The organism is Streptococcus sp. SR4 (assembly GCF_000517725.1).
GTDB lineage: Bacteria > Bacillota > Bacilli > Lactobacillales > Streptococcaceae > Streptococcus > Streptococcus salivarius_F.
The window spans coordinates 12813-35699 of sequence record NZ_AZYW01000048.1 but is presented as its reverse complement, the minus strand read 5'-3'; the positions used below and the strand labels follow the sequence as shown (position 1 = coordinate 35699).

At 39.4% G+C, this 22887-nt stretch carries 20 protein-coding genes; 15 read left to right on the top strand and 5 right to left on the bottom strand.

The features are described from left to right. Positions 1-78 precede the first annotated feature (78 nt). The 13 genes from truB (at position 79) to HMPREF1519_RS06540 (ending at position 12504) form a co-directional block, all read left to right on the top strand. Complete coding sequence (gene truB, locus HMPREF1519_RS06600) at positions 79-960, top strand: tRNA pseudouridine(55) synthase TruB (RefSeq protein ID WP_002884911.1); 882 nt, start codon at positions 79-81, stop codon at positions 958-960. Further along, the gene (locus HMPREF1519_RS06595) at positions 957-1868 is read left to right on the top strand and encodes a bifunctional riboflavin kinase/FAD synthetase (protein WP_037611577.1); all 912 of its coding nucleotides are present in this window, start codon (positions 957-959) and stop codon (positions 1866-1868) included. Before truB ends, HMPREF1519_RS06595 begins: the two co-directional genes overlap by 4 nt. Before the next feature lie 69 nt (positions 1869-1937). Beyond that, positions 1938-2351: a Spx/MgsR family RNA polymerase-binding regulatory protein gene (locus HMPREF1519_RS06590; RefSeq protein WP_002890965.1), complete on the top strand. Its 414-nt coding sequence runs from the start codon at positions 1938-1940 to the stop codon at positions 2349-2351. Beyond that, positions 2344-2625 carry a UPF0223 family protein gene (locus HMPREF1519_RS06585; protein ID WP_004182521.1) on the top strand — a complete coding sequence of 94 codons (282 nt, stop codon included), beginning with the start codon at positions 2344-2346 and terminating at the stop codon, positions 2623-2625. The genes HMPREF1519_RS06590 and HMPREF1519_RS06585 overlap by 8 nt, the downstream gene beginning before the upstream one ends. Beyond that, entirely contained in the window at positions 2615-3382 is a 768-nt protein-coding gene (locus tag HMPREF1519_RS06580; RefSeq protein ID WP_037611576.1) for an inositol monophosphatase family protein, read from the top strand. Before HMPREF1519_RS06585 ends, HMPREF1519_RS06580 begins: the two co-directional genes overlap by 11 nt. Positions 3383-3462: 80 nt before the next feature. Next, positions 3463-4773: an RsmF rRNA methyltransferase first C-terminal domain-containing protein gene (locus tag HMPREF1519_RS06575; protein ID WP_037611574.1), complete on the top strand. Its 1311-nt coding sequence runs from the start codon at positions 3463-3465 to the stop codon at positions 4771-4773. 123 nt (positions 4774-4896) lie between these two features. Next, positions 4897-5772 (top strand): phosphate ABC transporter substrate-binding protein PstS family protein, encoded by an 876-nt coding sequence (locus tag HMPREF1519_RS06570; protein WP_037611572.1) that lies wholly within the window; start codon positions 4897-4899, stop codon positions 5770-5772. Positions 5773-5774: 2 nt separating this feature from the next. After that, a complete protein-coding gene (pstC, locus tag HMPREF1519_RS06565) occupies positions 5775-6689 on the top strand; it encodes a phosphate ABC transporter permease subunit PstC (RefSeq protein ID WP_002885101.1) in 915 nt (304 codons plus the stop codon). Continuing rightward, complete coding sequence (pstA, locus tag HMPREF1519_RS06560; protein ID WP_022495957.1) at positions 6679-7563, top strand: phosphate ABC transporter permease PstA; 885 nt, start codon at positions 6679-6681, stop codon at positions 7561-7563. The genes pstC and pstA overlap by 11 nt, the downstream gene beginning before the upstream one ends. Before the next feature lie 10 nt (positions 7564-7573). Continuing rightward, entirely contained in the window at positions 7574-8377 is an 804-nt protein-coding gene (pstB, locus tag HMPREF1519_RS06555; protein ID WP_037611570.1) for a phosphate ABC transporter ATP-binding protein PstB, read from the top strand. A gap of 12 nt (positions 8378-8389) precedes the next feature. Continuing rightward, positions 8390-9148 carry a phosphate ABC transporter ATP-binding protein PstB gene (gene pstB, locus HMPREF1519_RS06550; protein ID WP_037611568.1) on the top strand — a complete coding sequence of 253 codons (759 nt, stop codon included), beginning with the start codon at positions 8390-8392 and terminating at the stop codon, positions 9146-9148. Between the two features lie 28 nt (positions 9149-9176). Further along, positions 9177-9830, top strand: a complete 654-nt coding sequence (gene phoU / locus HMPREF1519_RS06545) for a phosphate signaling complex protein PhoU (protein WP_037611566.1) — start codon at positions 9177-9179, stop codon at positions 9828-9830. Between the two features lie 133 nt (positions 9831-9963). Further along, a complete protein-coding gene (locus tag HMPREF1519_RS06540; protein WP_037611564.1) occupies positions 9964-12504 on the top strand; it encodes a M1 family metallopeptidase in 2541 nt (846 codons plus the stop codon). Positions 12505-12666: 162 nt separating this feature from the next. Here the strand turns inward: HMPREF1519_RS06540 and xerS are convergent, their stop codons facing one another. Together xerS and HMPREF1519_RS06530 are read right to left on the bottom strand one after the other, a co-directional pair. Beyond that, entirely contained in the window at positions 12667-13737 is a 1071-nt protein-coding gene (gene xerS / locus HMPREF1519_RS06535) for a tyrosine recombinase XerS (RefSeq protein ID WP_037611562.1), read from the bottom strand. Positions 13738-14025: 288 nt separating this feature from the next. Further along, complete coding sequence (locus HMPREF1519_RS06530; protein WP_037611560.1) at positions 14026-15015, bottom strand: lipoate--protein ligase; 990 nt, start codon at positions 15013-15015, stop codon at positions 14026-14028. Positions 15016-15138: 123 nt separating this feature from the next. On the opposite strand from HMPREF1519_RS06530, the gene HMPREF1519_RS10375 reads away from it, so the two are divergent. Continuing rightward, complete coding sequence (locus HMPREF1519_RS10375; RefSeq protein ID WP_081721225.1) at positions 15139-16263, top strand: hypothetical protein; 1125 nt, start codon at positions 15139-15141, stop codon at positions 16261-16263. A gap of 111 nt (positions 16264-16374) precedes the next feature. Here HMPREF1519_RS10375 and glgP read toward each other — a convergent pair whose 3' ends face one another. From glgP to HMPREF1519_RS06505, 3 genes are all read right to left on the bottom strand, one after another. After that, positions 16375-18636, bottom strand: coding sequence for a glycogen/starch/alpha-glucan family phosphorylase (glgP, locus tag HMPREF1519_RS06515; RefSeq protein ID WP_037611558.1), 2262 nt, complete (start codon positions 18634-18636; stop codon positions 16375-16377). Between the two features lies 1 nt (position 18637). Further along, positions 18638-20137: a 4-alpha-glucanotransferase gene (gene malQ / locus HMPREF1519_RS06510; protein ID WP_037611556.1), complete on the bottom strand. Its 1500-nt coding sequence runs from the start codon at positions 20135-20137 to the stop codon at positions 18638-18640. 253 nt (positions 20138-20390) lie between these two features. Next, positions 20391-21395 (bottom strand): LacI family DNA-binding transcriptional regulator, encoded by a 1005-nt coding sequence (locus HMPREF1519_RS06505; RefSeq protein ID WP_002885097.1) that lies wholly within the window; start codon positions 21393-21395, stop codon positions 20391-20393. A 180-nt stretch (positions 21396-21575) separates the two neighbouring features. Here HMPREF1519_RS06505 and HMPREF1519_RS06500 point away from each other — a divergent pair, with 180 nt between their 5' ends. Beyond that, positions 21576-22823 carry an extracellular solute-binding protein gene (locus HMPREF1519_RS06500; RefSeq protein WP_037611554.1) on the top strand — a complete coding sequence of 416 codons (1248 nt, stop codon included), beginning with the start codon at positions 21576-21578 and terminating at the stop codon, positions 22821-22823. Positions 22824-22887 lie beyond the last annotated feature (64 nt).

The window sequence follows — 22887 nt, the reverse complement described above, 5'->3', positions numbered from 1 at the left end:
AGAGGTTAGAGACTTTGCTCTCTGCCTCTTTATGTTTCTACCTAGCTCTTTAGGATTGCTTTTGATATAATTATAAGTATGATTTCAGGAATTATTAATCTAAAAAAAGAGGCTGGAATGACCAGCCATGATGCTGTATTTAAACTACGCAAAATATTACAAGAGAAAAAAATCGGACATGGTGGTACCCTTGATCCAGATGTTACTGGTGTCCTACCTATAGCAGTTGGAAAAGCGACTCGTGTCATTGAATACATGACTGAAGCAGGGAAAGTCTATGAGGGAGAAATTACCATCGGCTTTTCGACAACTACTGAGGATGCTAGTGGAGAAATCGTCCAAATAACTCCAGTCACAGAGCTTGATGAAGAAGCCGTTGACAAAGCAATGGCTAGTTTTGAGGGAGAAATCACACAAATTCCCCCTATGTACTCAGCAGTTAAGGTCAACGGAAAGAAACTTTATGAGTACGCACGCGCTGGAGAAGAAGTAGAACGTCCACAACGTCAAGTGACCATTACCGAATTTGTCCGTACCTCACCCATCGAGCTAGAAAACGACACTGCGAGATTCACCTTCCGTGTTGCTTGTAGCAAGGGAACTTATGTCCGTACCTTATCTGTTGATTTGGGTGCTAAACTCGGCTACGCGAGTCATATGTCTGCTCTTCGTCGAACAGCCTCAGCTGGTCTAACCTTAGATAAGGCACTAACTCTCTCTCAAATTTCAGAAATGGTAGAAGCAGGGAATACGTCCTTCCTCCTTCCTATCGAATTTGGTGTTCAGGATCTGCCAGCAGTACAAGTCACTGAAGATGATGCTAAAGAAATCTCATTTGGTCGCTTTATTGCTATTGATAGCCAAGAACCCTTGGTTGCGGCCTTTTTAGGAGACAAAGTTCTAGCCATCATGGAAAAGCGAAATCAAGTTTATAAACCTAGAAAAGTATTAAGTCAATGAAAATAACTTCTATTAACGATTATAAAGATATCCATCAGGAAAAGGGTACAGTCCTTGTCTTAGGCTATTTCGATGCTCTTCATCGTGGTCATAAGGTCCTTTTTGATAAGGCGCGCCAGATTGCTGATGACAAACAGCTTGAAGTAGCTGTTCTTACCTTTAATGAAAGTCCTCAACTGACTTTTCAACGATATACAGATGATCTCCTTCTGCATATTACAGCACCTCAAAGGCGTTGTGATCTTTTTGAAGCCTATGGAACAGATCAACTTTATTTAACAGATTTTAATAGTGATTTTGCTCGAACGAGTTCAGATGATTTCATTGCCCGCTATATTAAGCGTTTAAAAGCTCAAGAGGTTGTTGTGGGCTTTGATTACAAGTTTGGACACCATCGAACAGATGCGGACTATCTATCCCGTAATTTTTCTGGTAATGTTCATGTTATTGAGGAACAACAAAGCGATGGTGAAAAGATTTCGTCAACACGTGTACGTCAATTGATACAAGAAGGTAAGGTTAAAGAAGCCAATAAACTACTTGGCCACGAATTCTCGACACGTGGCATCGTGGTACATGGTGATGCCCGCGGACGTACCATTGGTTTTCCAACTGCTAATTTAGCACCAATCGACAGAACTTTTCTCCCTGCTGATGGTGTCTATGTTGCCGATGTGGTAATTGATGGTAAACGTTATCGTTCCATGACCAGCCTAGGTAAAAATGTTACCTTTGGGGGAACAGAACTCCGTCTTGAAGCCAATATCTTTGATTTTGAAGGCGATATTTATGGAAAAACAATTGAAGTTTTTTGGCTAGATTATATCCGTGATATGATTAAGTTCAATAATATAGACGAACTATGCGCTCAACTGAAGACCGATAAAAAAATCGCGGAAAAATTTTAAGAAAGCGTAGCCAAAACTAATCAAATAATGTATAATGATTAGGAATGTTAAAGTGAAAGGGGTGTTTGCATGGTAACTTTATTTTTATCACCTAGCTGCACCAGCTGTAGGAAAGCACGAGCCTGGTTGACCAATCATGAAGTTGCTTTTGACGAACACAATATTATCACGAGCCCATTAACTCACGATGAGTTGATGAAGATTTTATCTTACACGGAAAATGGTACTGAAGATATCATTTCAACCCGTTCAAAAGTCTTTCAGAAGCTGAATATCGATGTGGATGATTTGACCATCAAGGAACTCATTCAATTGATTTCTGAATATCCAAATCTTCTTCGTCGACCTATCATTATGGACACCAAACGCATGCAAATCGGTTTCAACGAAGATGAAATTCGTGCCTTTTTGCCTCGTGATTATAGAAAGCAAGAATTGCGTCAAGCGACCATTCGAGCTGAAATTGAGGGTAACAATGACTAAAGGAAATTATTCCTACCCACTCGATCCATCATGGAGCACTGAGGAAATTACCACAGTGCTTCATTTTTTGAGTCAGGTAGAAAAAGCATACGAGAGCAAGGTTGACCGTGACCAACTCTTGCAAGCCTATAAGGCATTTAAAACCGTTGTCCCAGGCAAAGCGCCTGAAAAGCAACTAGACAAGGCCTTTGAAGAAGCTAGCGGTTTTTCAACCTATCAAGCTGTCAAAGCTGCTAAAGCAAAAGATAAAGGATTTGTATCACTTGGAAAATAAATTGATTTTTGCCAAAGAAATCATCAAAGAAGCTGGTGCTTTTATTAAAGAAAGTTTAAGTAAAACAATCACGGTCGAAGAAAAGACGGCTTTTGATGATTTAGTCACTAATATTGATAAACAAACACAAGATTTACTCGTGGCACGTATTAAATCTGCCTTTCCTTCAGACAATATTTTCGCTGAAGAAAATGGCTTGGTGCATAATATCAAGGATGGAAACGTCTGGGTCTTGGATCCTATTGATGGAACGGTCAATTTTATTGTCCAACAAGATAATTTTTGTGTGATGATTGCCTACTATGAAGAGGGGCAAGGAAAATTTGGTCTCATTTATAACGTCATGGCTGATCAACTTTTCTATGGTGGTGGCCAGTTTGATGTGTATTGCAATGACAAATTGCTTCCTGCCTATAAAAATCGACCATTAGACCGGTGCCTAGTCGCTAGCAATGGAGCTATGTATGCTAAAAATTTTCACGGCTTAAAAGACCTTATTGATAATACCTTGGGTGTTCGTGTCTACGGTGGTGCCGGTTTAAGCATGTCAAAAGTCCTATCTGGTCAAATTTTAGCTTACTTTTCAGTTATTTACCCATGGGACTATGCTGCAGCAAGTATTATGGGAGAAAAATTGGGTTATCACCTTGAGACCATTACCGGAGAACCACTGGATTATTCTAGTCGTCAAGCTGTGATGCTTGTGCCTAAAGACAGACTTGAAGAAATCAAGGATATTATGGGCTCAGAAAATTAATTTAAAACAAAAAACCATACTGGACAAATCAGAACAGTAAGTTCTCTTGGTTAGTCCAGTTTTTTGATAGAAAGGAAACTATGCAATTTCCATCAGACTTTATAGAAAAATATAATATGCTCCTTGGAGATGAAGCGGAGGAATTCTTTGCATCTTTTGACCAAGAAGCCGTGTCCGCCTACCGTACCAACCCTCTGAAAAAGCAGCAGAAGGAATTTCCTGATGCTATTCCAGAGACGTTATGGGGACATTACGGAAAAATTTCTGGAAAATCCTCAGATCATGCGACCGGTTTGGTCTATTCTCAGGAACCGGCTGCCCAAATGGTCGCTCAAGTGGCAGCTCCAGCCAAGGGAAGTCGTGTCTTAGATTTGGCAGCTGCTCCGGGTGGAAAGTCTACTCATCTTCTAAGCTACTTAGATAATACAGGTCTGCTTGTCAGCAATGAAATCAATCCAAAACGTAGCAAAATTCTAGTTGAAAACATAGAGCGTTTTGGAGCAAGAAATGTTGTGGTGACTAACACGTCAGCCGACAAACTAGCTAAAGTTTTCAAAAATTATTTTGATACAATTGTCTTTGATGGACCTTGTTCTGGCGAAGGAATGTTCCGCAAGGATCCTGATGCCATCCAATATTGGCACAAGGATTACCCTAGTGAACTGGCACAATTGCAGAAGGATATCTTGTCAGACGGTTTGAAGATGCTGGCTCCTGGTGGACAACTTATTTACTCAACCTGCACCTGGTCGCCTGAGGAGAACGAGGGCGTTGTCGCTTGGATTTTAGAGAATTATCCTGACCTTGAATTGGTGGAAATTCCTAAACTAAACGGCATGAGCGATGGCATTAATTTTCCAGAAACAGCCCGCATGTATCCGCATCGTTTCAAGGGTGAAGGTCAGTTTGTGGCAAAATTCCAGGATAAGCGCTTGCCCGAAAAGACTCGTATCAGAGAAGGAAAATCTAACCTAAACAAGGAGCAGAAGCAACTTTGGGAAGATTTTGCAAAGAAACACCTTAAGACTGATCTAGATGGTTTACTCCAAGTTTTTGGGGACAATCTCTATCTGCTTCCTAAGGGACTTCCAGATCTTTCTAAAGTTAAAATTGCTCGTAATGGTTTGCATCTTGGTGTCTTCAAGAAAAAACGTTTCGAACCAAGTTTTGCGCTTGGAATTGCGTTAACCTCTGATGAAGTTGTTTCAAGTATAGAGCTAACTCAAGACCAGTTTGCCCAATATGTTTCTGGTAATGTGGTCACTCTAGATCAAGCGCAACCAAACGGTTGGTATCAGCTTTTAGTGGATGGCAATGGATTTGGATTTGCCAAAATCGTTGGAAACACGGTTAAAAACTACTATCCTAAGGGATTGAGATTCCATGTATAAGGGCCTGTAATCAAACTTTAATATGACTTTATTATCTTATACTTGGTATAATTAGATAGATGTCTTTTTACAGCATATATAAGACACTATCTTACTTAAGTTACAAAATGTCGGAGGACAAAAATGAAAAAAACAAAAGTCCTTGCAGTGATTCTGTCACTGGCAATGACCATACTAGTCTTAACTGGCTGTGCCTCTTGGATTGACCGTGGCCAGTCCATTACAGCAGTTGGTTCTACGGCCCTTCAACCCTTAGTGGAGGCGGCAGCAGATGGGTTCGCTGAGAAGAACCCTGAGAATATCGTTAACGTCCAAGGTGGCGGTTCTGGTACTGGACTTTCTCAGGTACAATCTGGTGCTGTTCAAATTGGGAACAGTGACCTTTTTGCCGAGGAAAAATCTGGAATCGATGCCAGTAAGCTTGTTGACTATCAAGTTGCCGTTGCTGGAATTGCAGTGATTACAAATAAAGAAGTCTCTGTCGATAACCTGACAACCGAACAACTTCGCAAGATTTTCACTGGGGAAATCACAAACTGGAAACAGCTTGGTGGTAAAGACTTAGAGATTACTATTATTAACCGTGCAGCCAGCTCAGGATCACGCGCAACTTTCGATGCAGTGATTATGGACGGTAAATCGCCAATCCGTACCCAAGAGCAAGATTCTAATGGTATGGTTAAGTCAATCGTTGCTCAGACACCAGGTGCTATTTCATACCTATCATTTGCCTACCTTGATGATTCTGTTAAAACATTGAAGTTAAATGGATTTGAACCAAAAGCTGAAAATGTTGCAACTAACGATTGGCCGATTTGGTCCTACGAGCATATGTATACCAAGGGAAAACCGGATAGCTATACCAAACAATTCTTAGATTACATGATGAGTGACGAAGTCCAAGAAAATGTCGTCGCAAAAATGGGTTACATTTCCATCCATAGCATGAAAGTTACCAAGGATGCTGATGGTAACGTCTCAAAGAAGAGTGAGGAGTAAGCATGAAAAATGAAGAATTGGTGAAGCAATTAACATCACCCTCTAAAAATTCACGCCTCGAGAAGTTTGGTAAAACAATCACTTTCCTTTGCCTAGCTTTGATTGTTTTTATCGTAGCCATGATTTTACTTTTCGTTGCTCAAAAAGGGCTGGCGACTTTCTTTGTTAATAAAGTTAGCTTGATCGAGTTTCTCTTTAGTGGCGATTGGTCGCCATCTGAAGGCAAGTTCGGAGCTCTTCCAATGATTTTGGGATCATTCGTAGTTACCTTGCTCTCAGCCTTGGTAGCAACGCCATTTGCCATTGGAGCAGCCATCTTTATGACTGAAATTTCTCCGAAAGGGGCTAAATTCCTACAACCAGCTATTGAACTTTTGGTGGGGATTCCATCTGTTGTTTATGGATTTATTGGTCTCCAAGTCGTGGTTCCATTTGTTCGCTTAATTTTTGGTGGAACAGGTTTTGGTATTCTTTCAGGTACCTTTGTCTTGTTCGTCATGATTCTACCAACCGTAACCTTTATGACAACAGATACGCTTCGTGCAGTGCCTCGTCACTATCGTGAAGCCAGTCTGGCCATGGGAGCTACACGCTGGCAAACGATTTGGCGTGTGACACTTAATGCGGCTAAACCAGGTATTTTCACGGCCGTTATCTTTGGTATGGCCCGTGCCTTTGGTGAGGCTCTCGCCATCCAAATGGTTGTCGGAAATTCCGCAGTGATTCCAACTTCTTTAACGACACCAGCAGCAACATTGACATCTGTCTTGACTATGGGAATCGGGAATACAGTCATGGGTACTGTTTCAAACAATGTCCTTTGGTCTCTCGCCTTGGTGCTCTTATTGATGAGTCTTGGTTTCAATATGTTGGTGAAATTCATTACCCGTGAGAGAAAGAGAAATTATGAACGCTAAAAAAATTGATAAAATTGCCATCGGCACACTCTATGTGATTGCTGGCATTATTGTAACAATCCTGGCAGCCTTGATTCTCTATATCTTGGTTCGCGGGATACCACATATCAGCTGGTCATTCTTGACTAGTCGATCATCATCTTACAAAGCTGGTGGAGGAATTGGGGTTCAACTCTACAATTCATTCTTCCTTTTGGTTATTACCCTGATTATTTCTGTGCCTCTTTCCATGGGAGCTGGAATCTTCTTATCAGAATATGCTAAAAAAGGACGACTTACCAACTTTGTTCGTACCTGTATTGAAATCCTTTCTTCACTACCTTCAGTGGTGGTCGGACTCTTTGGTTACTTGATTTTCGTTGTCCAATTCCAGTATGGATTTTCAATCCTATCAGGTGCCTTGGCTTTAACGGTCTTTAACCTACCACAAATGACTCGTACGGTTGAAGATAGTTTGCGAACAGTCCATCATACCCAACGTGAAGCTGGGCTAGCTCTAGGCTTGTCTCGATGGGAAACAATCTTACACGTTGTTGTTCCAGAGGCCTTACCTGGTATTGTTACTGGTATCGTTCTTGCTTCTGGTCGTATTTTCGGGGAAGCAGCAGCGCTTATCTATACAGCAGGTCAATCGGCACCAGCACTTAACTGGAGCGACTGGAATCCGCTTAGTATCTCTAGTCCAATCTCGATTTTCCGCCAAGCAGAAACACTTGCTGTTCACATCTGGAAGGTCAACTCAGAAGGTACGACACCTGACGCCACTGCAGTATCAGCTGGTTCAGCAGCAGTACTCTTGATTTTCATTTTGATTTTCAACTTTGGTGCACGTCGTTTGGGAGCTTACCTCCATAAGAAATTAACATCCGCTTAAAGGAGTTATCATGACAAAATACAATTGGGACGAGCGTCATATTATCACCTTCCCAGAGAAGGAGCTCGCTCTTGAAACAAAGGACTTGCATGTCTATTATGGTCAAAAAGAAGCCATCAAAGGCATCGACATGCAATTCGAGAAAAATAAAATTACGGCTCTTATTGGGCCTTCAGGATGCGGGAAGTCAACCTTTCTTCGTAGCCTAAACCGTATGAATGATACGATTGATATTGCTAAGGTTACTGGACAAATCCTTTATCAAGGCGTCGATGTCAATGCAAGTAATATCAATGTTTATGAAATGCGTAAACATATTGGAATGGTTTTCCAACGTCCAAATCCGTTTGCCAAGTCTATCTACAGAAACATTACCTTTGCTCACGAACGTAAGGGTGTGAGAGATAAGCAAACGTTGGACGAGATTGTTGAGACATCACTTAAGCAAGCAGGTCTTTGGGATCAGGTTAAAGATGATCTTCATAAATCTGCCTTTACGCTATCAGGTGGTCAGCAGCAACGTCTTTGTATTGCTAGAGCTATTGCCGTGAAACCGCAGATTCTTCTCATGGATGAACCTGCAGCTTCTTTGGATCCTGTAGCTACTATGCAACTAGAAGAGACCATGTTCAAACTTAAGGAGGATTACTCTATTATCATCGTGACGCACAATATGCAGCAGGCAGCGCGTGCCAGTGATTATACAGCATTCTTCTACCTTGGTGATCTTATCGAATATGATGAGACCAAGAAAATCTTCCAAGATGCTGCCCTACAGTCAACTAATGACTATGTATCAGGACGCTTTGGATAGAAAGGAGCACTTATGACTGAACCTATCATTTCAATCAATGATTTATCGGTGTATTTCGATAAGAAAAAAGCCCTCAATAACGTGACAATGGATTTCTATCCAAATGAAATCACAGCTCTTATCGGTCCTTCAGGATCGGGAAAATCAACTTTGCTTCGTTCTATCAACCGAATGGGAGATTTAAACCCCGAGTGGACACTTACTGGTGCTGTTTCTTACAACGGTCACAACGTCTACAGTCCTCGAACAGACACCGTTGAGCTCCGTAAAGAAATCGGAATGGTCTTCCAACAACCCAATCCTTTTCCAATGTCTATCTATGAAAACGTGGTTTATGGCCTCCGTATCAATGGTATCAAAGATAAGGCTGTCCTTGATAAAGCAGTAGAAGAGTCACTAAAAGGAGCTTCAATCTGGGAAGAGGTTAAAGACCGTCTCCATGACTCAGCACTTGGACTTTCAGGAGGGCAACAACAACGTGTCTGTATTGCACGGGTCCTTGCCACGTCTCCAAAGGTTATCCTTCTTGACGAACCAACGTCTGCCCTCGACCCTATCTCCGCTGGTAAGATTGAGGAAACCCTATATAACCTTAAAGACCAATATACCTTGCTATTAGTCACACGTTCTATGCAACAGGCAAGTCGTATCTCACAACGAACAGCCTTTTTCCTCGATGGAGAACTCATTGAGTATTCATCAACGAAAGACATGTTCCTAAATCCACAACATAAAGAAACAGAAGATTATATTACCGGTAAATTCGGTTAAGAAAGGACAGATTACTAAAAAAATTATGATGTTACGAACACCCTTCGAAGAAGAATTAGAAAAACTCCACAACCAATTTTACGCTATGGGTACAGAGGTTGCAGCTCAGCTTAAGAAAGCTGTACGTGCCTTTATCAGCCATGATCGTGATTTGGCTAAGGAAGTCATTGAAAATGACGAAATCGTCAATAACTACGAAACCAAACTTGAGAAAAAATCGCTTGAAATTATCGCTCTTCAGCAACCTGTATCAAGTGATTTGCGAACAGTTATCACAGCGCTCAAAGCATCTAGTGACGTTGAACGCATGGGTGACCATGCCGTTGCTATTGCTCAAGCAACTATCCGCATTAAAGGTGAGGAACGCCTAACTGAAATTGAAGCTGAAATCAAGAAAATGGGGAAGGCAGTTCGCCACATGGTCGAAGATGCTCTAGATGTTTACTTGAACAGTGACGAACAACGCGCTTATGAAATCGCAGCTTCAGATGAAATCATTGATAACTATTTCCGTGATATTCAAGCCATGACAGTAGAAGGTGTTCGCAAGAATCCTGATGCTGCCTTCGCTGCCAAAGAATATTTCCAAGTACTTATGTATTTGGAACGTATTGGTGACTATGCCCGCAATCTCTGCGAGTGGGTTGTCTACCTCAAGTCTGGTAAAATCATTGAACTGTAGGCAAAGCTTCCAATCTATGTTATAATGGGTCTGTATTGAATAATTCAGACCCTTTTCTTTTGCAAAAGGGTCTGATATCGAAACATTTGTCAGTCTGTTTCGATACGAAAAGTTAGATTAGGAGTATATACGTATGACAGCATCTGTTGCTCGTTTTATCGAAAGTTTCATCCCTGAAAACTACAATCTTTTCTTGGACATTAATCGTTCTGAAAAGACCTTTACAGGGAATGTTGCCATCACAGGTGAAGCCCTTGATAACCATATCTCCCTTCACCAAAAAGACCTTACCATTAGTTCCGTTCTCTTGGATAATGAATCATTAAACTTCCAAATGGATGATGCTAACGAAGCCTTCCATATTGAACTTCCAGAGACCGGTGTTTTGACGCTTGTCATTGAATTCTCTGGTCGTATTACAGATAATATGACAGGGATTTACCCATCATATTACACCTACAATGGTGAGAAGAAAGAAATTATTTCAACGCAGTTTGAATCTCATTTTGCGCGCGAAGCCTTCCCATCTGTTGATGAACCAGAAGCCAAAGCTACTTTTGATTTCTCATTGAAATTTGATGCTGAAGAAGGCGATATCGCTTTGTCAAATATGCCTGAAATCAATAGCCATCTACGTAAAGAAACTGGGGTTTGGACTTTTGAGACAACCCCTCGTATGTCTACATACCTCCTTGCCTTTGGTTTTGGTGCTCTTCAAGGTAAGACTGCGAAAACACATAACGGAACTGAAGTTGGTGTCTTCGCTACAGTTGCACAAGCTGAAAACAGCGTTGACTTTGCCCTTGATATTGCCGTTCGTGTCATTGATTTCTACGAAGACTACTTCCAAGTCAAATATCCTATCCCATTGTCATACCATCTGGCTCTTCCTGACTTCTCAGCAGGTGCCATGGAAAACTGGGGACTTGTTACCTATCGTGAAGTTTACCTACTAGTAGACGAAAATAGCTCAGCTGCAAGTCGTCAACAAGTAGCTCTTGTGGTTGCCCACGAATTGGCTCACCAATGGTTCGGTAACCTTGTAACGATGAAATGGTGGGATGATCTCTGGCTTAACGAAAGCTTTGCCAATATGATGGAGTATGTTTCAGTAGATGCCATTGAACCTAGCTGGAACATCTTTGAAGACTTCCAAACAACTGGTGTGCCTCATGCCCTCCAGCGTGATGCTACAGATGGTGTTCAGTCAGTCCACATGGAAGTTAATCACCCAGATGAGATTAACACCCTCTTTGATAGTGCTATCGTTTATGCCAAAGGTAGCCGTCTCATGCATATGCTTCGCCGTTGGTTAGGTGATGAAGCCTTTGCTAAAGGACTTAAAGCTTACTTCGAGAAACACCAGTACAACAACACTATTGGACGTGACCTTTGGAATGCACTCTCTGATGCTTCTGGAAAAGATGTCTCTAGTTTCATGGATACTTGGTTGGAGCAACCAGGTTACCCTGTTGTTACTGCAGAAGTTGTTGATGACACTCTTATTCTTAGTCAAAAACAATTCTTCATTGGTGAACATGAAGATAAAGGGCGTCTTTGGGAAATTCCATTGAACACAAATTGGAACGGACTTCCAGACACACTTTCAGAAGAGCGTATTGAGATTCCAAATTATAGCCAGCTTGCTGCTGAAAATAATGGAGCTCTTCGCCTTAATACAGCAAATACGGCACATTACATCACAGACTACCAAGGACAACTCTTGGACCAACTCTTAGAGGAATTTGCTAGCCTTGATACTGTAAGTAAACTTCAAATTTTGCAAGAACGTCGTCTTCTTGCTGAAAGTGGCCGTATCTCCTATGCAAGCCTAGTGGCTCTTCTTGATCTTGTCGAAAAAGAAGAAAGCTTCTTGATTGCGCAAGCTAAGTCTCAAATCCTCGCTGGTTTGAAACGCTTTATCGATGAGGATACAGAAGCAGAAGTGCACTACAAAGCTTTGGTACGTCGTCAATTCCAAAACGACTTTGAACGTCTTGGTTTCGATGCCAAAGATGGAGAGTCAGATGAAGATGAAATGGTTCGTCAAACGGCACTTAGCTACTTGATTCAAGCAGACTATCAACCAGCAGTCCTTGCAGCTGCAAGTGTTTTCCAAGCTCATAAAGAAAACATTGAAATCATCCCCGCAAGTGTCCGTGGTCTTGTCCTCATTAACCAAATGAAACAAGAAGACAGTCTTACCCTTGTTGAGGACTATGTCAACGCATACGTCACAACAAATGATAGTAACTTCCGTCGTCAATTAACTCAAGCAGTTTCATACCTTAAAAATCAAGAAGGCATCGACTACGTACTAGGTCAGCTTAAAGACAAACATGTCGTTAAACCTCAAGACTTATACCTCTGGTATATGAATTTCCTCAGCAAATCATTTGCTCAAGAAACCGTTTGGAACTGGGCGAAAGATAACTGGGATTGGATTAAGGCAGCCCTTGGTGGTGATATGAGCTTTGATAGCTTTGTTAATATCCCAGCATCAATCTTTAAAACGCAAGAGCGTCTTGATCAATATATTGCTTTCTTCGAGCCACAAACAAGTGATAAAGCCTTGGAACGTAATATCTTAATGGGAATTAAGACAATTGCTGCACGAGTAAACTTGATTGAAAAAGAAAAAGCAGCCGTTGAATCTGCTCTTAAAGATTATTAATAAGAAAAACAAGCTTTCCGTCAAGGAGAGTTTGTTTTTTGTGTATGATAGTTTACATAAATATAGTTATGTATTTAAAGGGATAACAAAACAACTTTAGCATAATTAAATTTATGTAAACTAAAAACAACCACTCCAAATAGGAATGGTTGGGATAGCTAATTATAAATTGTCTAGAGCATTTTTTTGCTCATCATTAACAATATGCGTATATAGATCGGTAACCTGAGTAGAAGCATGGCCAAGTTGGTGACTAACTAAAACTTGAGACTTGGTAGCATCATAAAGACGCGTCGCTAGAGTATGTCGTAGTTTATGGGGAGTTACACGTATCTTGAAATCCTGAGAATACTTAGCAACCATTTTTTCGATACTTGAAGCATCAATGCGGTTGGGAACCCCTCGATATTCTGTTAAAAATAGGGCAACATCTTGCTTTTCAGCCTTATAGCGTTTATCACGGATACTAAGATAATTTGCAAGATAAGGTTTCGCGAAACTTGCTACATTAACTGAGTCCCGTTTGCCACCTTTTCGAGTAACGTCAATGACCATCATTTTAAGATTGATATCTTTAAGGTCCAGATTAACTGCTTCAGAGAGTCGAACACCTGAAGCCAGTAGCAAGGCAATGATAGCCAAATCACGTTCTTTATTCTTATAAAACGATGATTTAGCGCGATTTGAGAGCTTGACTTCGTATTCATTTTCTACATAATCAAGGAATTCCATGGTCTCATCGCCTAGAAAGAGTTTCTGTTTGATATTCTCAGCACGTGCAGCTAGAGTTTCTTTTTTTTTCTTAGTAGAAACTTTTTTCATAACGTTACGATAGAAATACGGCTCACCGTCAGGACCCTCGACCTCCTCGGTTAAATACTTATAGAGACTAGATAGAGCTGAAAGTGTACGATTAATGGTCGTTTGAGAAACACCCTGTTTCTTGGAATAGGTATTCAAAGATGGACGTTCTCGTAGATAAAGGACAAATGACTCCATATCTTTTTTAGTTAGATTTTCCAAGGTTTTGATGTCAATTGAGGAAATATCATCAGCATCTGAAATACCTGAGTCAATCAACCAGTCAAAAAAGCGTTTATATTCCTTAAGGTATTCGTATAAGGTTGTAAAAGAATACGGTACCGATAGTTTAGATTGATAATACTCCAGAACAAACCAAGGCATTAGAGATTTGTATTCTTCAATTTTTTCAAGCAAGAGTTCACGTTTCATTTGATTTTTCTCTCCAAAGTTACTTAATAGAAGTATATCACACCCTTATCTTTCTTTCAAGAAAATTACAGTTTTTCGGAAAGATATTATAAGATGTTTTTCACTTAGCGGCTTTATAGATTTACAATCCTGATATACAAAATACCACACTAAATCAATCATAAACCAACTTTTGATAATATCTTTATCGTTCTTTGATTTTTAAAAATCTTTATAACGTATTATTTACTTATAGAATTTTTCCCAAGAAAAAACAACCTGGAGTTTTCCAGATTGTTCAAACAATGATTAAGCTACGATAGCTTTTGCAACCTCCTCAGTTGTCATACGTGAGAAATAATGTGCTGTGTCAATGGTTTTAAGTTTAGCCAAGACATCTTCGTACTCGTAAGGTACACCGACCAGCAAGTCTTCAATATCAGATACATCCCCGATACCAAAGAAATCTCCGTAAATCTTAACAGATTTAATAATTGAATTCTCAACATTGGCGTAAGTTGAGATCTTACCAGCTGGGTAACGAACGTTACGCTCTACTGTGTATTCTGGTGATTGACCGTATGTCCAGTCCCAAGTATTGAATTGCTTCTCATAAGACTCTTGGATTTTAGCTAATTCATCCTCAGAAAGGACGTATTCAGTCATGTCAGGGTAAAATTCCTTCATTTTTTCCAAGATTTTATCTGAGAATTCATTTACTGTGATTTTTTCTGGTAATTCATCTACGATGTTTGTTACACGAGCTCGTACAGATTTAACACCTTTTGATTCAATTTTGTCTTTGCTGACTTTGAGGGCTTGGCCAAGAACGGACATATCAACGTCAAAGAGCAAGCAACCATGGTGCATCATACGCCCTTTATAGTAAGCTTGAGCATTTCCACAGAACTTTTTACCGTCGATTTCAAGGTCATTTCGGCCAGTAAATTCAGCTTTAACTCCCAAATCAGCAAGTGTTGCGATTACAGGTTGAGAGAAAGTCTTAAAGTCAAAAGCACCTTCATCTGCCTTATTTGAAATAATAGTATAGTTGAGGTTATTCAAATCGTGATAAACAGCGCCACCACCAGACAAACGACGAACGACCTTAATACCATGAGCATCTGTATATTCTTTGTTAATCTCTTGAATGGTATTTTGGTGCTTACCGACAATGATAGCTGGACGGTTAATCCAAAGAATGAACAGTTCATCTTCATTCACCAATTCACGAAAGGCATAGGCTTCCAAAGCAATATTATAGGCAGGATCATTTGATGTGTTTACAATATATTTCATGAGGTCTCCTCTTGTAATGTGATACTTATATTATAAAGGAAAACGGTGACAAAGTACACGAAGACGCCTTAGGTATAAGGATTTTCATGATATAATAGTAAAAAATATATGGGGAGTTTTGGAATGATACAAAATCCTAGTAAATTAAGTCTCTTTTTCTCGAGGCTAACCAGTAAAATAAATAAAAAGGTCAAAATAGCATTTGCTCTGCTTCTTTTTGTAGTCTTTGGAATGTTTCTCTATAATGCCTACCAACGAGCTTATAAGCCTTATCTCTACGATAAAAACAATTACTATTACAAAGCCTATAATTACAGCGTCAAGAAGATAATACCTCAAAGAAAAGTTGTCAAAGATATTGAGATTGAGGTCCTACACTTCGGAAAAGACGATTTCCCTGATAATCTGTCTACATATAAGGTCGGCCATTATATTGATAAAGGAATTGATCCCCGCAGACTTTTATTGCATATCACTTTTACTGATAAGACCAAAATCATTTTTCCATTTGGACAGGTGACTTCTACTGAAAACTTTTTCGACCGTTATGAACGCTATTTTGACCGTAAAGTTTTTGAGGTTGGTCCGGGTTTTGATGAAGAATGGTTTTCGAATGCAGAGAATTACAGACAAATGATTCGACGTTTCCCTGGATTACATGATAAAACAATGGATGCCGACTTCGAGTTATATCTAAGGGACTTCCTGTTTATGATAGTTCCTGGCGATACCCTTTATCAAACTGGGGCTGTGAAAGATGGTGTCAGTGAATACCACTTTCAGTTGAAAAATCCTAAAACAGGAAAAATGCAAAGCTATATTATCTACGGAAATGAAGGAGACATCCCACTCTGGGATTGGCAGGCTCCCTTTGTTACCTTTGATAAGGATTTTGCTAACAAAGAAAGAATTCAGGAATTCTTCGATGACTACGAAATTAGAGAGTATGGAAATTATTGGAATGGCATCTACCATATACAATTCCCTCACTTAAATTCATTTAGAGGTGACAGGTACAACTTTTATAAAATGGCCTTTTACTCAGATGAATTTACAAATTTCCCGCTAAGCCTTGATCTAACAGGTAAGAGCGAGGATTTTAAGATTACCATTACAGATTCTTACTTACAAGAAGAATCCAGAAATGCAAAAAATGAAATCCATTATCTAAAATACTCAACATCTAAAACTTATGATTCATCAAATAAAAAAGCCTATATGAATGATATACTGAATTATCACTCATAGGTAACATAACATTATTTATGTAAATACAGCTAATTTATCTATTGGCTGTTTTTTTCATACAAAAAAACAAGACCATTTCTGATCTTGTTTTCCTTCTATGCAACTAGAATATTATTTTGTGTGCCAGATGTCTTTGTCATACTGTTCGATTGTACGGTCAGATGAGAAGAATCCTGCTTCAGCAATGTTGTAAACAACTTTTTTGTTCCATGCATCTTGATCTTCGTAAGCTGCGTATACTTCTTCTTTCTTGTCGATGTATTCAGCCAAGTCAATCAACGTCATGAACCAGTCTTTAGAGATAAGTTCTTTGTGGAGACGTTCCAAGCGTTCTTTATCTCCAACTTTAACGAGGTCTTCGCTTACGATAAAGTCAACAGCTGCTTTGATGTTAGCATCTTTTTCGTAGTAATCACGTGGTACATAACCTTCTTTTTCATAAAGGTCGATGATTGTATCAGAATCTTTACCAAATGTGAAGATGTTTTCTGGTCCTACCAATTCAGCAATCTCAACGTTGGCACCGTCCATTGTACCAAGTGTAAGGGCACCGTTAAGCATGAATTTCATGTTACCTGTACCTGAAGCTTCTTTAGAAGCCAATGAGATTTGTTCTGAGATATCTGTTGCTGGGATGAGGTGTTCAGCAACTGTTACGTTGTAGTTTTCAACCAAGTGAACGTTGAGGTATTTGCTTACTTCTGGATCATTGTTGATGAGTTCAGAAAGTGACAAGATCAAGTGGATGATGTCTTGAGCAATAACGTAGGCAGGAGCTGCTTTACCACCAAAGATGATAGTGATTTTACGTTTTGGAAGGTTTCCTTTTTTGATTTCCAAGTATTTGTGGATGACATACAAAGCGTTCATTTGTTGACGTTTGTATTCGTGGAAACGTTTGATTTGAGTATCAATAATTGAGTTTTCATCAAGATCGATACCTTTGTTGGCTTTAAGATAACGTTTAAGAGACAATTTGTTATCATATTTGATTTCAGCCAAACGTTTGTGAACTGCTGGATCATCTGCAAAGGCAGCCAATTTTTCCAATTGAGTTGCGTCAGTAAGGTAACCATCACCAATCAATTCTTTGATGTAATCAGCAAGTTCTTGGTTTGAGAATTCCAACCAACGACGGAATGTAATACCGTTTGTTTTGTTGTTGAAGCGTTCTGGGTAAAGGTCGTAGAATGGTTTCAACTCAGAAGATTTAAGGATTTCTGTGTGAAGTGCTGCTACACCGTTAACGCTTGTAGAGAAGTGGATATCCATGTGTGCCATGTGAACACGGTTGTCTTTGTCAATGATTTGAACACGTGGATCTTCGAATTTTTCACGAATGATAGCATCCAATTTCTTGATGATAACAACAAGGTGTGGAACAACTTCTTCAAGGTAGTCAAGAGGCCATTTTTCAAGGGCTTCAGCCAAGATAGTGTGGTTTGTGTAACCAACCATTTTGCTTACGATTGCTACTGCTTCATCAAATTCAAATCCATGTTTTTCTGTCAAAAGACGGATCAATTCTGGAATTACCATTGATGGGTGAGTATCATTGATTTGTACGTAAGCGTAATCTGGAAGATCGTGAAGGTTAGATCCACGTTCGATAGCTTCGTCAATCAAAAGTTGAGCAGCATTTGATACCATGAAGTATTGTTGGTAGATACGCAAGAGCTCACCTTTACGAGTTGAGTCATCTGGGTAAAGGAAGAGTGTCAAGTTCTTTTGGATTTCGTCTTGATCAAAAGTGATTCCTTTATCAATCAAATCGTAGTCCACACCATTGATGTCAAAGAGGTTAAGGTAGTTCTTAGTTTCTTTCTTATAACCCAAGATATCCAAACGATCCAAACGTGATTTCAATGTGAAGTTTTTGAATGGAACATCATAAGAGATATCAGTTGGTACCAACCATGATTGATCTTCAATCCAGTAGTTTGGTTCTGCATCTTGTTTGTTGTCTTTGAAGACTTGTTTGAAAAGACCACAGTGGTAGTTAAGACCAACACCTTCACCGTTGATGCCAAGTGTTGCCATAGAGTCGATGAAACATGAAGCCAAACGACCCAAACCACCGTTACCAAGAGATGGTTCTGGTTCAACGTCTTCAATTTCGCTGATTGATTTACCAGCAGCATCCAATTCAGCTTTAACATCCTTGTAGATGCCCAAGTTGATCAAGTTGTTAGACAAAAGTTTACCGATCAAGAATTCAGCTGAGATGTAGTAAACTTTACGTTTGCTATCGTTTTTTGGTTTTGGAGCAGCTGCTTCTTTTACGAATTCCAACAAAAGATAGTAGATTTCTTCGTTTGAAAGGTCCTTAAGATTTTTGTTTTTTGCTTCAACATATTGTGTAAATGTAGCCATTTTAGTTATTACCTCGATTATATCTTTCTGTAATGTCTGTCAAAAATTCTTTCTTGTCGACAGTAATTTCACCTGGAAGCATACGCCATTTCCAGTTTTGACCAACTGTGTTAGGGAAGTTTGTACGGCTATTTTCAGGTTTATCAAGGATATCCTGCATAGTCGCAATAGCTGTGTTGCTTACAGTAGCAAAGAGGGTGCGAAGAAGAGCACGTGTGATTGGTTCACCTTGACGACGGTTGATGTATGCATCAGTATAATCACGTTGCTCTTGCGTCAAGTTGTCGTACCAACCGTTGATTACTTCGTTATCATGTGTACCTGTGTAGGCAACTGAATGTTGTGTGTATACGTGTGGAATGTCAATGCTATTTCCAGTAGTATCGTAGAATCCAAATTGAACAATCTTCATTCCAGGGTAACCACAGTCTGCAAGAAGTTTACGTGTCTTATCATCAATGTTACCAAGGTCTTCGGCAATGATTTTAAGATCACCCAATTCTTCTTTAACCACTTTGAAAAGGTCATAACCAGGTCCAGGAACCCATTCACCATTTTCAGCTGTTTCATCTCCGCCAGGAATTTCCCAGAAGTCAGAGAAACCTTTGAAGTGGTCGATACGCAAGTAATCATAAAGTTTGAATGATTCTTGAATACGGAATACCCACCAAGCATAGTTTTCTGCTTTATGTTTATCCCAAGCATAGATTGGGTTACCCCAAAGTTGACCAGTAGCTGAGAAGTTATCTGGTGGAACTCCGGCAATGTAACGTGGTTTACATTCAGCATCTAGTTTGAAGAGGTGTGGTTGAGTCCAAACTTCAACACTATCAGCTGAGATGTAGATTGGCATGTCACCAATGATTTGAATACCATTTTTGTTAGCATAGGCTTTAAGTTCTGCCCATTGGCTAAAGAAGAGGTATTGCACTACTTGGTGGTAAGTGATGACATCAGCAAGTTCTTTGCGAAGTTTTTCAAGAGTTGCCTCATCGCGTTTAACTGCTTTTTTGTCATCCCAATCTTGAAGTGCTTTGTTATCAAAGTGTTCTTTGATAGCCATGAAATCAGCATAATCTGCTAACCAGTTAGCATTTTCAGATTTGAAAGCTTCAAACTTCTTAGCTTCTTTTTTGTCAGCCAAGATTGCTTTTACAGCTTTTTCAAGGATTGGACGACGTGCTTCATAAACTTTAGCATAGTCGATAAACTCTGGATCTGATCCAAAGTCAGCGTCTTTAACATCAGCTTTAGTTAGAAACTTGTCACGAATAAGGAAATCCAAATCGATGAAGTGTGTGTTCCCCGCTACCGCTGAGAATGATTGGTAAGGTGAATCCCCATAACTTGTTGTAGTAAGTGGCAAGATCTGCCAGTAAGTTTGTTTTGTTTCTTTCAAGAAATCAACAAAGTCATAGGCTGCTTGACCGAAAGATCCGATCCCGTAGTCACCTGGAAGTGATGTGATGTGCATCAATACACCGCTTGCTCGTTTGTTCATAAAGTTTACCTCAAATTATTTTTTACACTTATGATTATAATGCAAACGTTTGCATTAGTCAAGAATTTTTAGCAAAAAAATAGATTTTTTTTTATTTTTTCTTGAATAATTGTTCGCAAAACAAACGCTTACAATTTGAGAGAGTGTTTTTAAGCCGAGGCTTCTAGTAAATTCCGGAAAATAGTCATCTTACATAAAATAAAAAAGTAGCCGGCTAATTTACTAACCAACTACTTAGATTCTCCTTAAGATATTATGAATGCGTTAAGACGCTTTCTCTTTCTATAAGTTTAAATGGAATGATGACTTTCTGTGACTTGTTCTTAGTTGACTTAAGGAGTCCCATAAGACTTTGTACACTTTCTTTAGCAAGTTCTTGGATATTAATATCAAAAGTGGTCAAGAACGGATGCATGATTTCTGCAAAAGTAGAATTATTGAAAGAAATAATGGCATAATCTTCAGGTACTCTAATTCCTTGATTGTTTAGCCATTGAATGAGACGAAGGGCGATAAGGTCATCCTTGACAATCAAAGCTGTCGGAGAAAATCTATCTAATTCCTTCTTTAGCTTATCGATTGTTTTAGATGAAAATACAAGTTCAGGTAAGATTTCTAATTCTAGTTCATCTGCTGCTTCTTTATAACCTCGATAACGTTCCTGTCCTACTTGACCAAAAAGGTCATCCGTAATAAAACCTATTTTTTTATGACCATGAGATGATAAATAAGTCACTGCTTCCTTACCTAAGGCCTTATTGTCATTATCGATGTAGGTAACCTTATCTTTTGTATCACCTGCAGCTCCAATGACGACAAAAGGAACTTTTTCTTTTAGGAGATAGGATTTAACAGGATCATTCTTCTCAGAGTAGAGAATAATGAAACCATCAGCTCGTTTTTGGCGATGCATGAGTTCGACTTGTTTAACCAATTCATCCAAACTAGCACCTGTGGCAATACTGACGACCTGAGAATTGCGACTTGCTTCTTCATTGATAGCCGTTAGAATTTCCATATAGAAGGGTTGACTGATATTTTCTCTATTCGCCAAAGGAGGAAGAATCACACCTAAACTATGAGTTAAGCCAGTTGCCAACATCTGAGCTGCAAGATTGGGGACATAACCTAATTCATCCATAGCCGCACGCACCTTGTTTTTTGTTTCTTCAGAAATGGCTGGATTATCTTTTAGGGTCCTACTAACCGTTGAAGGACTTACTCCTGCTTTTTGGGCAACATCCTTAATTGTAGCCATTATTTTCCTCTCATTCTCATAAATATTTATAGTCGTAAAATACAAGAACAATTATAACCGAAACAATTTAGTTTTGCAATCGTTTGCACAAAGTTAAAAATTTTTTTATAAAATACTTGACAAATGATGAAAGCGATTGCATAATGGTTATCGTAAACTAAATTTCTGGAGGAAATAGAAATGAAAAAATGGCAAAAGGTATTACTTGGTAGTGCTGGATTACTTGTGGCTGGATCGCTCTTGGTAGCTTGTGGCTCAAACTCAAGCAAGAGCTCAAGCTCAGATAGCAAGACTTTGAAACTTTGGGTACCAACTGGTGCTAAGAAATCTTACTCAGATACAGTAGCACAGTTTGAAAAGAAATCTGGTTACAAGGTTGATATGGTTGAAATGGAAGATCCAAATGCTCAAGAAAACTTGACTAAGGACGCTTCTACTGCTGCAGATGTCTTCTCACTTCCACATGACCAACTCGGTAAATTGGTAGACGCTGGAGCTATCCAAGAAATCCCAGAGCAATACTCAAAAGAAATTGCTGAGCAAGATACTGAACAAGCTGCTGTAGGTGCTCAATACAAAGGTAAAACTTACGCCTTCCCATACGGTATCGAAACTCAAGTTACATACTACAACAAATCTAAACTTAATGAAGAAGATGTGAAATCATATGAAACAATCACTTCTAAAGCTAAATTTGGTAGCAACTTGAAAGAAGTTAACGCTTATGTAACTGCTCCTCTCTTCCTTTCAGTTGGTGACACACTCTTTGGTCCTAACGGTGAAGATGTGAAAGGTACTAACTGGGGTAACGAAGCTGGTGTGAACGTTCTTAAATTCATCGCAGCTCAAAAAGACAATAAAGGATTTGTTAATGTCGATTCAGCTAACATGATGGCTAAATTCGAAGATGGTTCTGTTGATGCTTTCCAATCAGGACCATGGGACTACGCTGCAGCTGCTAAAGCTGTTGGTAAAGACAATCTTGGTGTTGCTGTTTACCCAACAGTTAATATCGGTGGTCAAGATGTTCAACAAAAAGCCTTCATGGGTGTTAAACTTTACGCTGTTAACCAAACACCATCTAAAGGTAACGCAGAACGTATCGCTGCTTCTTACCAATTGGCACAAGCTTTGACAAGCAAAGACAGTCAAAATAACCAATTCACTAATGAAGACCGTCACATCATCCCAGCTAACAAAGACGTTCAAGCTTCTGAAGCTGTTCAAAAGGATGCACTTGCACAAGCTGTAATTACTATGGGTTCATCTGATCAGTACACAACTGTTATGCCTAAACTTAGTCAAATGTCAGTCTTCTGGACTGAAAGTGCTGCTCTTATGAGTGATGCATATAACGGTAAAATCAAGGAAGACCAATTCCTTACTAAATTACAACAATTTGATAAAGATTTGGCAGCAGCTAAATAAGAATCCTAACTATGAGAAGGTAAAGAGGCAGGTCAGGTTCCTAGCCTCTTTATCTATCACTAAT